The organism is Plantibacter sp. 2H11-2 (assembly GCF_050031945.1).
GTDB lineage: Bacteria > Actinomycetota > Actinomycetes > Actinomycetales > Microbacteriaceae > Plantibacter > Plantibacter auratus.
In genome coordinates this window covers 259,969-273,233 of sequence record NZ_JBNBBL010000006.1, presented here as the reverse complement: position 1 = coordinate 273,233, position 13,265 = coordinate 259,969, and the positions used below count along the sequence as shown (strand labels likewise).

Sequence of the window (13,265 nt, the reverse complement as noted above, 5' to 3'; positions counted from 1 at the left end):
CGACATGGAAGACACGGCAACGTTTGAACGAACGGACCCTGCGGCACCGCTCCGGCAGGTCGGAGCACTCATCCGCGGCGCCCGTCAGGGACGCAAACTCACCCAGGCCCAGCTGGCGGAACGCGTCGGCACGAGCCAGAGCGCGATCAACCGGATCGAGCAGGGCAGTCAGAACATCAGCATCGACCTCCTGAGCCGGATCAGCACCGCGCTCGAGAGTGAGATCGTCAGTTTCGGCGAACAGAAGAAGAACTCGCACCTCCGCGTCCAGGGCGGCCGACAGCTGCACGGGACCATCGCGGTGCGTTCGAGCAAGAACGCCTCGGTCGCGCTCCTGTGCGCGGCGCTCATGAACCGCGGCCGCACCACGCTGCACGGCATCGCCCGGATCGTCGAGGTCGACCGCATCATCGACGTCCTGCGCAGCCTGGGCGTCTCCGTGGTCTGGTCGCCCGACGGCCAGGACGTCGAGATACACGTCCCGGACGACCTCTCACTCGAGAGCATCGACGAGGACGCCGGTCGCCGGACCCGCAGTGTGCTCATGTTCCTCGGCCCGCTGCTCGGCCGCTACGACACCTTCGCCCTCCCCTACGCCGGTGGTTGCGACCTCGGGACCCGGACCGTCGAACCGCACCTCATCGCGCTCCGGCCGTTCGGCTTGTCCATCGAAGCGACCGCCGGCTGGTACCAGGCCACCGTCGCCCCCGACGTGCCCGAGGAGCTGAGCGTCGTGCTCACCGAGCGCGGCGACACCGTGACCGAGAACGCCATCATGGCCGCCGCGGTACGCGACGGCGTCACGACCATCCGCAACGCCAGCCCGAACTACATGGTGCAGGACCTGTGCTTCTACCTGGAGCTCCTCGGCATCACCATCGAGGGCATCGGGAGCACGACGCTCCGGATCACCGGCCGCAGCGTCATCAACGAGGACGTGGACTACTGGCCGAGTGAGGACCCGGTGGAGGCGATGAGTCTACTCACCGCCGGGATCGTCACCGACTCGGAGATCACCGTCACGCGCGTGCCGATCGAGTTCATGGAGATCGAGCTCGCGACGCTCGGCGAGATGGGACTGCGCTACACCCGCTCCCCCGAGTACGCAGCCGCGAACGGTCGGACCCGTCTCGTCGACGTCACCGTGCACCCCTCGAAGCTGCACGCCCCGATCGACAAGATCCACCCCATGCCGTTCCCGGGGCTCAACATCGACAACCTCCCGTTCTTCGCGGTCATCGCGGCCTGCGCCGAGGGCGACACGCTCATCCACGACTGGGTGTACGAGGGCAGGGCGATCCACCTCACCGACCTGACGCGACTCGGCGCGAACGTCCGCCTGCGCGACCCGCACCGCATCGACGTCTCCGGGCCGACCCACTGGTCCGGCGCCGAGGTGAGCTGCCCTCCTGCGCTGCGACCGGCCGTCGTCATCCTGCTCGCCATGCTCGCCGCGAAAGGTACGAGCGTGCTCCGGAACGTCGACATCATCGCTCGCGGGTACGAGCAGCTGCAGGAGCGGCTCATCACCCTGGGTGCGTCGATCGAGACCTTCCGCGACTGAGTCGTCCCGTCCGACGGACGCGGCCCCGCAGATCGTCGATCCGCGGGGCCGCTGTCGTCCGGTACGACCGGCTCAGTCCCGGATGCTCGCGCCGAAGCGCTCGGCCGCCACTGCCGCGCCGGCCAGCTTCGCGTCGCTCGCCTCCGCCGCGGTGAGCGTGCGGTCCGGCGCGCGGAACCGCAGGGCGAAGGTCAGGCTCTTGCCACCCTCGGGCACGCCCGAACCGCGATAGTCGTCGACGAGGCGGATGTGCTCGAGCAGCGAACCGGCTCCGACCCGGACGGCGTCGAGGACCTCACCGGCTGAGACCGTCGCCGGGACGAGCAGCGAGAGGTCCTGCGTCGCAGCGGGAAGGGTTCCGATGCCGACGGCCTCGGGCAGTGCGTCGCCGAGCGCGATGATGCGATCCAGGTCGAGTTCCGCGACCGCCACGACGCGCGGCAGGTTCGCCTCCTCGGCGACCGCCGGGTGCACCTCCCCCGCGTACCCCACCAGGACGTCGCCGACATGCAGCGCCGCAGTCCGTCCGGGGTGCAGTGCCTGGTGGCTGCCCTGCGAGACGGTGATGCCGACACCGGTCGCCACCGCGACGGCCTGGACGGCCTCGAGCGCGTCCGCGATACCGGCCGCGACGGCGGGCTGGCCCGGCTGCTTCGCGACGGCGTTGCCGACCGCGAGGAATCCGATATGACGTGGTTGGGACGGGACGCCCGCCTCGAGCTCCTCGAGCTGGGCCTCGCTCGGACGGACCGCCGCCTGCGGGAGTTCGGCCTGGCCGAACGCGCCGTGACGGGACGGACGGAACACCGCGCCCACCTCGAAGATCGAGAGGTCGGTCAGACCGCGCGAGACGTTCCGGTGGGCCACCGCGAGGAGACCGGGCAGGATCGACGCACGGAGGAAGGGGGCCTTCGCGTCGAGCGGGTTCGCGAGCTTCACGGCTGGGAACGCACCCGGCTGCGGAGCGCCGAACCGCGCGTTCTCCTCGGCGGAGACGAACGGATAGGCCAACACCTCGGTCGCGCCGCCGTAGGCGAGCGCATCGGCGACCCCACGGCGCAACCGCTGCGAACGCGAGAGCCCACGTCCCGGAGGCGCGACGGGGAGCACCGACGGGATGCGGTCGTATCCGAGGATCCGCGCCACCTCCTCGGCGAGGTCCTCCTTGCCGGTGATGTCGTGGCGCCAGCTCGGCGGCGTCACGAGCAGGCCGCCATCGGTCGCCTCGACGGCCGCGCCGATCTCGGCGAGCGCGGATCGTGTCTCGTCCGCTCCGAACGTGACGCCGATGAGGCCGTTGATGTAGTCGTCGGGGAGCAGGATCGGCTCGCGATCCGGCGCCGTGGTGACGGTGGAGCCGAGGTCGTCCGTCCGGCCACCGGCCAGGTCGACGAGCAACTGCGCGACGCGACCGGCGGCCGCGACGGCGATCTGCGGATCGACACCGCGCTCGAACCGCTTCGAGGCCTCGCTCGGCAGCTTGTGGCGGCGCGCGCTCCGCGCGATGGACACCTGGTCGAAGTTCGCGGCCTCGATCAGGACGTTGCGCGTGGCATCGGTGATCTCGGTGTCGAGGCCACCCATCACGCCCGCGAGCCCGATCGGGCCCGAGTCGTCGGTGATCAGCAGGTCCTCGTCGTGGAGCTTCCGCTCCTGGCCGTCGAGCGTGACGAAGGTCTCGCCGGACCGCGCGCGCCGGACGACGATGCCGCCCGTGAGCTTGTCGAGGTCGTACCCGTGGATCGGCTGCCCGAGCTCGAGCATGACGTAGTTCGTGATGTCGACGACGAGCGACAGCGAGCGGATGCCGGCGAGCTTCAACCGCGCCACCATCCACGGTGGGGTCGGCTTCGTCGGGTCGACGTCGCGCACGACGCGGGTGACGAAGACGCTCGACCCGACGCGATCGCGGATCGGCGCCGCATCCTCGATCGTGACGGGGAAGCCGTCGAGTGGTCCGGTGAAGGCTTCGGGAACGCTCGCCGCCGGGTCGCGGAAAGCCGCCCCGGTCGCGTGCGAGTACTCGCGTGCGACCCCTCGGATCGAGAACGCGTACCCGCGATCGGGCGTCACGTTGAGCTCGACCGCAGCGTCGTCGAGACCGAGCAGGCTGATCGCGTCGGTGCCGACGGGTGCCTCGACCCCGATCGTCGAGAGGCGCAGGATCCCGTCGTGGTCCTCACCGAGACCGAGCTCGCGAGCCGAGGCGATCATGCCGTCCGACACGTGGCCGTAGGTCTTGCGAGCGGCGATCGGGAACGGACCGGGCAGGACGGCACCGGGCAGGGTGACGACCACCTGGTCGCCGACGAAGAAGTTGCCGGCGCCGCAGACGATGCCCCGCACGGCGCCCTCGGCGTCACCCTCGGCGACGCGGACCTGGCACCAGCGGATGGTCTTGCCGTTGGACTGCGGCTCCTCGACGAACTCGAGGACCTCGCCGACCACGATGGGACCGGTCAGCTCGAAGCGGTGGACGTCCTCCTCCTCGAGCCCGACGCGCACGAGTGCCGCGTGGACGTCTTCAGGGGTGGTCCCCGGGGCGAGTTCGACGAACTCCCCGAGCCAGCTCAATGGAACACGCACGACTACACCACCATCCCGAACTGCTGGGAGAAGCGGACGTCGCCCTCCACCATCTCTCGCATGTCCTGCACGCCGTCGCGCAGCATCAGACCGCGCTCGACGCCCATCCCGAAGGCGAAGCCCGAGTAGACCTCGGGATCGATACCGGCGGACCGGAGCACGTTCGGGTTGATCATGCCGCACCCACCCCACTCGATCCAGCGCGGTCCGTCCTTGAAGGTCGGGTGCCAGAAGTCGAGCTCGGCGCTCGGCTCGGTGAAGGGGAAGTAGCTGGGACGCAGGCGGACCTTCGCGTCGTCACCGAAGACGCTCTTCACGAAGTGGTCGAGCGTTCCGCGCAGGTGCGCCATCGTCAGGCCCTTGTCGACGGCGAGACCCTCGAACTGCATGAAGACGGGCGTGTGCGTCGCGTCGAGCTCGTCCGTGCGGTAGACGCGCCCGGGGGCGAGCACGTACACGGGGAGCTCGCGCTCGAGCAGCGAGCGCACCTGGACCGGCGAGGTGTGCGTCCGCAGGACGAGGTGCGACTCCAGCGGCTCCACGAAGAAGGTGTCCTGCATCGCGCGGGCCGGGTGGTCGGCGTCGAAGTTCAGGGCGTCGAAGTTGAACCACTCGCTCTCGACCTCGGGCCCCTCGGCGATCTCCCACCCCATGCCGACGAAGATGTCGGACACGCGGTCCTGGAGCAGCGTGAGGGGGTGCCGCGCACCGGGCACGCGTCGCAGTGGCACGGCGGTGACGTCGATCGCCTCGGCGGCGAGGCGTGCCTCCGTCTCGGCGGCGACGATCTCGCCCTCGCGCTCGCTCAACGCCTTCGAGACGCGCCCGCGGGCCTGACCGACCAGCTTGCCGAGCGCGGCCTTCTGGTCGTTCGGCACGCTGCGGAGCGATCCGTTGAGGGCGGCGAGCGGTGACGCTTCGCCGGCGTGGGCTGATCGGACCGCTTTCAGGGCGGCCGAGTCGGTGGCTGCGGCGATCGCTTCGAGAGCGGCGTCGACCGCGGCGTTCACCGCTGGTTCGGAGATTGGGGATGCGTCGGACACGAGAGCCAAGTCTACCCAGGCGGTCGGCCCACATGGGCGACCGTCCTCGCCCCGACGGCGGCCCGATCGCCCGGGCTCCGTCGGGACGACGTCAGATGCTCGCGCCGGACGACTGGTTCCCCGCCTGGATGCCGAGGATCTTGGTCGTCGTGTCCTCGGTCACGGCCTGTTCCTTCGGCGTCCGCGGCGACCGTCGGGTACGCACCTCGACGATCTTCGCGACGCCCGAGAGGATCAGGCAGAGCACGATGTAGATCGAGCCCATCACGATGATCGAGGGGATGATCGGGCTGCCGTAGAGCGCCTGCGACCCGAACTGCTTCGCGAGGTAGAGGAGCTCCTGATAGGTGATCAGGAAGCCGAGTGCCGTGTCCTTGAGGGCGACGACGAGCTGGGCGATGATCACCGGCAGCATCGCGCGGATCGCCTGCGGGAACAGGATGAGGCGCAGGACGGCGGACTTCCGCAGGCCGATGGCGTAGGCGGCCTCGCCCTGCCCCTTCGGCAGCGACTCGATGCCCGCTCGGAAGATCTCGGAGAACACCGCGCCGTTGTACAGCGTCAGCGCGATGGCGACGGCGACGAACGGCGTCACGAAGGTGAAGCCGAGGGGCGGCAGCCCGTAGTACATGAGCATCATCAGGATGAGGACCGGGACCGCCCGGAAGAACTCGATGAAGATCGTGAAGGGGACGCTGATGATCTTGTGGTCGGACAGTCGGCCGATCGCCAGCACCAGTCCGAGGACGACGCTGCAGACGGCGGCGACCGCGAACGCGGACAGGGTCGCACCCGTCGCCTGGAGGATCTGCTCCCAGACGCGCGGGAAGGTGAAGAGCTTCCACTTCGAGGCGGTGAACTGTCCGGTCTCGATGAAGCGGAAGACGACGAAGGCGAGGATGCCGGCGACGACGAGCACCGTCGCCGCACCGATCCAGCGATAGCGGACGATGGCCTTCGGGCCGGGGGTGTCGAACAGGACGGAGCTCATCGCGCGATCCTCCACTTCTTCTCGAAGGCCCGTTGGGCGAGGGACAGGAGCGACACGAGCGCCACGAAGATGAGGGCGACCCACAGGAGACCGACGAGCAGCGGCTCACCGCGCTCTGACAGGTTCGCGCGGATCGCGCCCGCTTCGGCGACGGAGAAGCCGGCGGCGACCGTCGTGTTCTTGAGTAGGGCGATGAGCACGCTGAACAGCGGAGGCAGCACGGCACGGAACGCCTGCGGCAGGATGACGAGCGTCATGGTCTGTCCGAACGGCAGCCCGATCGCGCGTGCGGCCTCGGCCTGACCGATCGGCACCGTGTTGACGCCGGACCGCAGGACCTCTGCGACGTAGGTCGCGGTGTAGAGGCTCAGCCCGATGATCGCGAGCGTCGTGTAACTCACTTCGGGGAGCCCGAGCTTCGGGTAGCCGAAGGCGAAGAAGAAGAGGATGAGGGTCAGCGGGGTGTTGCGCACCGTGTTGACGTACACGGTGCCGAAGAGGCGCATCGCCGGGACCGGCGAGACCCGCATGGCACCGACGATGGTGCCGAGGATGAGCGCGAAGAACCCCGACACCACGAAGAGCAGCAGGGTGTTGCGGAAGCCCGTGACGAAGAGGTCGAGGTTGTCGAGCAGGACGTTCATGTCGCGCACGCCTTTCGGGAGGGGGACGCCCGTGGCGGGCGCCTGGGCGGAGTCGACGGGACAGCTCCCCCGGACGGCCGCTGGTCGGCGGCCGCCCGGGGCGCTGCTTAGTAGTCGTCGACCGCCGGCTGGGTCACCTTGGTGCCGGAGGCGCCGAGGGTGGCGTCGTAGATCTTGGTCCAGGTGTCGCCGCCATCGGTGAACATCGTGTTGATGAAGTGGCGGAGGGCGTCGTCACCCTTCGGCAGACCGATGCCGTACAGCTCGGTGCTGAACGGCTCGCCCACGACCTTGAGGTCGTCCGGGAACTGCGCCGCGTACCCGATCAGGATCGCCTGGTCGGTCGTGACCGCGTCGACCTTGCCGTCGTTCAGGGCCTCGACACACTGCGAGTAGGTGTCGAACTCCTCCGTCTTGGTATCGGGGAAGTTGTCCTTGATGTTCTGGATGGGCGTGGAGCCCGTCGCCGAACACACGGTCTTGCCGGCGAGGTCGTCCTCGCCCTTGATGTCGTCGTTGTCCGCGGCGACGAGCAGGCCCTGGCCGGTCTCGAAGTACGGTCCGGCGAAGTCGATCTGCTCCTTGCGCTTGTCGGTGATCGAGTAGGTGCCGACGTAGTAGTCGATGTCACCGTTCACGATGGCCGATTCGCGGTTGGCGCTCGGGATCGCCTTGAACTCGATCTTGTCGGCGTCGAAGCCGAGCGACGCGGCGATCCAGGTGGCCATCTCGACGTCGAAGCCGGAACGCTCGCCGGTGGCGGCGTCGAGGTATCCGAGACCGGGCTGGTCCTCCTTGACACCGATGTGGACCTTGTCGGCCTTCACCATCGCGTCGTACGTGGGGCTACCCTCGAGCTGGACGTCGGAGGCGACCTCGAAGAGTGCGCCGCCGTCGGACGCGCCGTCGGTCGATCCGGTGCCGGCGTCGCCGCCGCTGCACCCGCTGAGCGCGAGCGCTGCTGCAGCGACTCCCGCGGTGATGAACATGAGCCTCTTGCGCATGTTTTCCTTCCTTCCTTGGTGCCCGGGACGGGCCGATCGGTTGGTCAGTTCCAGGTCGCCGCGCGGGTCGCGCGATCCGGAGTCGGATGGGTCAGTGGGTGAGGAGCTTCGACAGGAAGTCCTTCGCCCGCTCGGATTGCGGGTTCGTGAAGAACGACTCGGGGTCGGTGTCCTCGAGGATCTCGCCGTCGGCCATGAAGACGACGCGGTCGGCGGCCTTCCTGGCGAAGCCCATCTCGTGGGTGACGACGATCATCGTCATGCCCTCGCTGGCGAGCTGCACCATGACGTCGAGGACCTCGTTGATCATCTCGGGGTCGAGGGCCGAGGTCGGCTCGTCGAACAGCATGACCTTCGGCTTCATCGCGAGGGCGCGGGCGATCGCCACGCGCTGCTGCTGCCCGCCGGACAACTGTGCCGGCAGCTTGTCGGCCTGCACGCCGATGCCGACGCGTTCGAGCAGCACCTTCGCCGCATCGTCGGCGTCGCGCTTCTTCTGCTTGCGCACCTTGATCGGGCCGAGGGTGACGTTCTCGCGGATCGTCTTGTGCGCGAACAGGTTGAACGACTGGAACACCATGCCGACGTCGGCGCGCAGCTCGGCGAGCTGCTTGCCCTCCTCCGGCAGCTTCTTGCCGTCGATCCGGATCTCCCCCGAGCTGATCGTCTCGAGCCGGTTGATCGTCCGGCAGAGGGTCGACTTGCCGGACCCGGACGGTCCGATCACGACGACGACCTCACCCTTGTTGACGGTGAGGTTGATGTCCTTCAGGGCGTGGAACTCGCCGTAGTGCTTCTCGACGTTCTCCATGACGACGAGGGGCTCGCCGCGCCCGGCCTGGATCGGGTTGCTCGTGGTCTCGTATGCGCCGGCGGCACCATGCGCGGCTGCTGCATCGGGTTCCGTCGGGCCGGAGTTCGGGGACACTGTTGGCTCCATGTAACCCAAACTAGGTGACCGTGTGTTTCGTGCGCATGACGGAAGCGCTACGGTTACCGTTTCGTAACCTCGACGGTAGACGCCTCAGGCGCTCACGCGTGCTGCGCGAACGCGCTCTCGAAGACGCACACCGATGCCGCCGTGGCCAGGTTCATGCTCTCGGCACGGCCGTAGATCGGTACCGTAACCGCACGGTCGACGAGCTCGAGGTGCTCGTCGGTGAGTCCCCTGGCCTCGTTGCCGAACACCCATGCCGTCGGCTGCGCGAGCACACCTTCCGACCGGGCCACGAGGAGGTCCTCGCCCTTGATGTCGGCCGCGAGCGTCTGCAGTCCCGCTGCACGGGCGCGTTCCAGCACGGCGGGCAGCTCGACACCGACCGCGACGGGCAGGTGGAAGAGCGAGCCGGTCGTGGAGCGCACGACCTTCGGGTTGTAGAGGTCGACGGTCCGTCCGCTCAGGACGACGGCGTCGGCGCCGGCGGCGTCGGCGGCTCGGATGATCGTCCCGAGGTTGCCCGGATCGCGGACCTCCTCCAGGATGACGACGAGCTGCGGCTCTCCGGCGAAGATGTCCTTGATCGAGGTCGGGAACTGCTGCGCGACCGCGATGAACCCCTGCGGGGTGACGGTGTCGGCCATCGACTCGAGGACCTGCTCGGTGACGAACTCGATCTCGAGTCCCGCATCGGTGGCGGCTGCCCCGATGTCGGTGTAGCGCTCGAGGGCCGTCGGCGTCGCGTACAGCTCGAGGATCAGGTCGGGCCGGAACTGCAGGGCCTCCGAGACCGCCTGGGGTCCTTCGAGGAGGAACAGGCCGGTCTCCTGTCTCGCCGGACGCTTGGCGAGTTTGGCGACGGAACGGACGCGCGGTGACCGCGGATTGTCAAGCACGCACCCATCCTATGGGTCGCACTCCGGACAGACGAAACGGCCCGATCCCTGGTGGGATCGGGCCGTTCGAACACGTCGTCCGGGCGGACGCAGGGCTTCCGACTACGCGGAGACCTTGGGCGCCGAGGTGTCGGCGGGCAGCGCGGCCTTGGCCGACGCGACGAGTGCCGCGAAGGTGGCGGGCTCGTGCACCGCGAGGTCCGCGAGGATACGGCGGTCGACCTCGATCCCGGCGAGGCCGAGACCCTGGATGAAGCGGTTGTACGTCATGCCGTTGGCACGCGAAGCCGCGTTGATGCGCTGGATCCAGAGGCGACGGAAGTCACCCTTGCGCGCACGACGGTCGCGGTACGAGTAGACGAGGGAGTGAGTGACCTGCTCCTTGGCCTTGCGGTACAGACGCGAACGCTGACCGCGGTAACCGGCGGCGCGCTCGAGGATGACGCGACGCTTCTTGTGAGCGTTGACCGCCCTTTTGACTCTTGCCATGTTCCTAGTTCCTTACGGGTAAACGGTCTAGCGACCGAGCAGCTTCTTCATGACCTTGGCGTCGGCGGGCGCCAGCACCTGGTCCTGGTTCAGGCGACGGGTGCGACGGCTGGACTTGCTCTCCAGGTTGTGTCGCATACCGGCCTGCTGCTTCATCAGCTTGCCGCTGCCGGTGACCTTGAATCGCTTCTTGGCCCCGGAGTGGGTCTTCTGCTTCGGCATGGGATTCCTCGTTTCTTATCGGTTCTCGTCGGTGGATGACTCCACCGGAGCAGCCTCGTCGGCTTCGTCGGCTTCAGCCGGACGTGCCTTGGATGCCGCACGTTGTGCGTTGGCTTCGGCTTTCGCCTCGGACTTGTTCTTGAGTGGACCGACGACCATCACCATGTTGCGACCGTCGACCATGGGGGTGGACTCGACGGTGCCCCACTCGGACACGTCCTCGGCGAACTTCTGGAGCAGGCGGACGCCCTGCTCTGGGCGGGACTGCTCGCGGCCGCGGAACTGGATCATGGCTTTCACCTTGTCACCGGCCTTGAGGAAGCCCTCGGCGCGCTTGCGCTTGGTCTCGTAGTCGTGCTGATCGATCTTGAGGCGGAACCGGACCTCTTTGAGGATCGTGTTCGCCTGGTTGCGCCGGGCCTCTTTGGCCTTCTGCGCAGCCTCGTACTTGAACTTGCCGTAGTCCATGATCTTCGCGACGGGCGGCTTGGAGTTTGGTGCGACCTCGACGAGGTCGAGATCCGCTTCCTGCGCGAGGCGAAGGGCGACCTCGATTTTGACGACGCCGACCTGTTCTCCGCCGGGACCGACGAGTCGGACCTCCGGGACGCGGATACGGTCATTGGTACGGGGATCGCTGATGCGGAGCTCCTCTGACTTGGTGGGATGCCACGCGACCAGGTCCGATACCTGCGACGCGACGAAATCGGTTCACCACACACCCGTACCCTCCGCCGGTGTTCAGAACACCTGTCGGAAGGCACCACGCCCGACGACCCGAAGCGGTGAAGCGACAGGCGGAGCGTGACAACCCGGTAACCTTGTGAAGCGGTCAAGCGCGGGTGGGAGAATCTCCTCTTTCGTACCGAGACATGTCTCGGAGCACCGCACGAGTCTAACAGAGGATCCACGTGAACAACACCACCAGCCCGTACGACCACGACGACGAGTCGGGAGGGGCCGAGCAGGCCACCCGGGACATCGCCGACGTCCCCGCCGTCGAGGTCATCACCACCACCGCCGTGCACCTCCTGAGCGCCGCAGCGGTCAAGTGCGGCCTCGCGGACGCCCCCGACGCCCAGACGGACCTCGACGAAGCCCGCAAGCTCATCAACGCCCTCGCCGGTCTCATCACCGCGGGCGCCCCGGAGATCAGCGACATGCACGCCCGGTCGCTGCGCGACGGCCTGCGATCCCTGCAGCTCGCTTTCCGGGAGGCGTCCACCATCCAGGATCCCATCGGCAAGGGTCCCGGCGAGAAGTGGACCGGCCCGGTCACCTGATCGCAGCGCGGCGCTCCGCCTCGCCGATCAGTCGGCGGGGCGGAGCGACACCGCGAGCGAGTCGACGCGCGTCGCGATGACCTCGTCCGCGGCCCAGCGCTGAGCCAGCCGCGCGAGCACTGCGTCGAGCTCCTGCTGGGTCAGTCCCTGCAGCAGGCCGAGCTCGACCACGAGCTCGGATCCGGCGAGCTTCGCCTCAAGATCTCCGGCTCGCAGGCGCACACTCACGACCGCGAGCTCCTGCTCGATCGACCGCTCGAACGCGTCGCGCACCAGCGGGTCCGCGAAGCTGGGCGTCCACGGCTGCGACTGCGCGATCGCCCACAGCGCGGGGCGGCGTACGGCGAACTCAGTGCTCGACGTCGGATCGAGGACCACGACGTCCGTCTGCTCGCTCGCGGCCGCCAGTGCGACCCGGACGCCGTCGGCCGGGATCGGCCTCGCCGTCCGGTTCCACGCGGACATCGCCTGCACCGAGCTGAACACCGGGAGCACGGTGCGGCCGTCCGGACCGGTCACCGTCACGATGGACAGCTCCTGCGACTTGTCGACCAACTGGCCGTGCTCGTTCTCGCCGGCCTCACCGAGGTGGGCCACGAGCGGGATGAGCAGGCGGGAGTCCCGGAACGCGTCGACGACCTCGGCCTCGCCGACCTCGCCGGCCCGGAAGCGTCGGAGGGACTCGATCAGCCGCTCGGGCGCACTGCCGTCGTCACCGGAACTCGCGTTCGGCTGGAAGCTCCGACCGGCCCAGGGCTGGCCGGCCGAATCGGCACCACCCATCGCACGCTGGGCATGCCCGCCCGACGGACCGTGCCGGTCGGGCGCGGAGGAGTCGTCAGCGGCCCGAGACATCCAGCGCCTCGGCCAGGGTGAACGCGCCGTTGTAGAGCGCCTTCCCGATGATGGCGCCCTCGAGCCCCAGGGGGACCAGCTCGCGCAGCGCGACCAGGTCGTCGAGGCTCGAGATGCCGCCGGAGGCCACCACCGGCCGCTCCGTGCGCTCGAGCACCTGTCGGAGCAGTTCGATGTTCGGCCCCTGCATCGTGCCGTCCTTCGTGACGTCCGTCACGACGTAGCGTGCGCAGCCCGCCTCCTCGAGACGGTCGAGGACGGTCCACAGGTCGCCGGCGTCCTGCGTCCACCCGCGAGCGGCGAGCGTCGTGCCACGGACGTCGAGGCCGACCGCGATCGCCTCGCCGTACTGGGCGATGACGCTCGCGGCCCACTCGGGGTTCTCGAGCGCCGCGGTCCCGAGGTTCACGCGTGCGACGCCCGTCTCGAGCGCCTGCTCGAGGGAGGCGTCGTCGCGGATGCCGCCCGACAGCTCGATGTTGACGCCGCGCGCCTTCGAGATGACCTTGCGGATGATCGACCGGTTGTCGCCACGACCGAACGCGGCGTCGAGGTCGACGAGGTGGATCCACTCCGCCCCCTGACGGGCCCAGTCCAGGGCCGCGTCGACGGGCTCGCCGTAGTTCGTCTCCGAACCGGCCTCGCCGCGCGTCAACCGGACGGCTTTGCCGTCCACGATGTCGATCGCGGGGAGCAGCGTCAGTCCGGCCGTCGTGTTGAACTCGTTCATGATCCACCGTCTCTTCGGGAG

Annotated in this window: 14 protein-coding genes; 2 read left to right on the top strand and 12 right to left on the bottom strand. The window is 68.6% G+C overall.

The features are described 5' to 3' along the window. The first annotated feature begins 4 nt into the window (after positions 1 to 4). On the top strand, positions 5 to 1,564 hold the full coding sequence (locus ACQG07_RS13950; protein ID WP_124769494.1) for a helix-turn-helix domain-containing protein: 1,560 nt from the start codon (positions 5 to 7) through the stop codon (positions 1,562 to 1,564). Between the two features lie 72 nt (positions 1,565 to 1,636). Here ACQG07_RS13950 and pheT read toward each other — a convergent pair whose 3' ends face one another. The 10 genes from pheT to infC form a co-directional block, all read right to left on the bottom strand. Beyond that, positions 1,637 to 4,150, bottom strand: a complete 2,514-nt coding sequence (gene pheT, locus ACQG07_RS13945) for a phenylalanine--tRNA ligase subunit beta (RefSeq protein WP_426738558.1) — start codon at positions 4,148 to 4,150, stop codon at positions 1,637 to 1,639. A gap of 2 nt (positions 4,151 to 4,152) precedes the next feature. Beyond that, complete coding sequence (gene pheS, locus ACQG07_RS13940) at positions 4,153 to 5,193, bottom strand: phenylalanine--tRNA ligase subunit alpha (protein WP_064294511.1); 1,041 nt, start codon at positions 5,191 to 5,193, stop codon at positions 4,153 to 4,155. 91 nt (positions 5,194 to 5,284) lie between these two features. After that, on the bottom strand, positions 5,285 to 6,184 hold the full coding sequence (locus ACQG07_RS13935; RefSeq protein WP_138944586.1) for an amino acid ABC transporter permease: 900 nt from the start codon (positions 6,182 to 6,184) through the stop codon (positions 5,285 to 5,287). Beyond that, positions 6,181 to 6,828, bottom strand: coding sequence for an amino acid ABC transporter permease (locus tag ACQG07_RS13930; RefSeq protein ID WP_124769498.1), 648 nt, complete (start codon positions 6,826 to 6,828; stop codon positions 6,181 to 6,183). Before ACQG07_RS13930 ends, ACQG07_RS13935 begins: the two co-directional genes overlap by 4 nt. Positions 6,829 to 6,935: 107 nt before the next feature. Further along, positions 6,936 to 7,832, bottom strand: coding sequence for a glutamate ABC transporter substrate-binding protein (locus ACQG07_RS13925; protein ID WP_426738557.1), 897 nt, complete (start codon positions 7,830 to 7,832; stop codon positions 6,936 to 6,938). A gap of 91 nt (positions 7,833 to 7,923) precedes the next feature. Then, complete coding sequence (locus ACQG07_RS13920; RefSeq protein ID WP_079707380.1) at positions 7,924 to 8,643, bottom strand: amino acid ABC transporter ATP-binding protein; 720 nt, start codon at positions 8,641 to 8,643, stop codon at positions 7,924 to 7,926. A 221-nt stretch (positions 8,644 to 8,864) separates the two neighbouring features. Beyond that, positions 8,865 to 9,665, bottom strand: coding sequence for a TrmH family RNA methyltransferase (locus ACQG07_RS13915; RefSeq protein ID WP_426738556.1), 801 nt, complete (start codon positions 9,663 to 9,665; stop codon positions 8,865 to 8,867). Between the two features lie 102 nt (positions 9,666 to 9,767). Then, positions 9,768 to 10,154 (bottom strand): 50S ribosomal protein L20, encoded by a 387-nt coding sequence (gene rplT / locus ACQG07_RS13910; protein ID WP_064294422.1) that lies wholly within the window; start codon positions 10,152 to 10,154, stop codon positions 9,768 to 9,770. Between the two features lie 27 nt (positions 10,155 to 10,181). After that, positions 10,182 to 10,376 (bottom strand): 50S ribosomal protein L35, encoded by a 195-nt coding sequence (gene rpmI, locus ACQG07_RS13905; RefSeq protein ID WP_056012069.1) that lies wholly within the window; start codon positions 10,374 to 10,376, stop codon positions 10,182 to 10,184. Between the two features lie 15 nt (positions 10,377 to 10,391). After that, a complete protein-coding gene (gene infC, locus ACQG07_RS13900; protein ID WP_079002671.1) occupies positions 10,392 to 11,018 on the bottom strand; it encodes a translation initiation factor IF-3 in 627 nt (208 codons plus the stop codon). A gap of 269 nt (positions 11,019 to 11,287) precedes the next feature. On the opposite strand from infC, the gene ACQG07_RS13895 reads away from it, so the two are divergent. Further along, entirely contained in the window at positions 11,288 to 11,659 is a 372-nt protein-coding gene (locus ACQG07_RS13895; protein ID WP_426738555.1) for a DUF1844 domain-containing protein, read from the top strand. A gap of 27 nt (positions 11,660 to 11,686) precedes the next feature. Here ACQG07_RS13895 and ACQG07_RS13890 read toward each other — a convergent pair whose 3' ends face one another. Together ACQG07_RS13890 and priA are read right to left on the bottom strand one after the other, a co-directional pair. Then, positions 11,687 to 12,514 carry an SseB family protein gene (locus tag ACQG07_RS13890; RefSeq protein ID WP_426738554.1) on the bottom strand — a complete coding sequence of 276 codons (828 nt, stop codon included), beginning with the start codon at positions 12,512 to 12,514 and terminating at the stop codon, positions 11,687 to 11,689. Further along, complete coding sequence (gene priA / locus ACQG07_RS13885; protein ID WP_079707068.1) at positions 12,498 to 13,244, bottom strand: bifunctional 1-(5-phosphoribosyl)-5-((5-phosphoribosylamino)methylideneamino)imidazole-4-carboxamide isomerase/phosphoribosylanthranilate isomerase PriA; 747 nt, start codon at positions 13,242 to 13,244, stop codon at positions 12,498 to 12,500. Before priA ends, ACQG07_RS13890 begins: the two co-directional genes overlap by 17 nt. Positions 13,245 to 13,265: the final 21 nt, after the last annotated feature.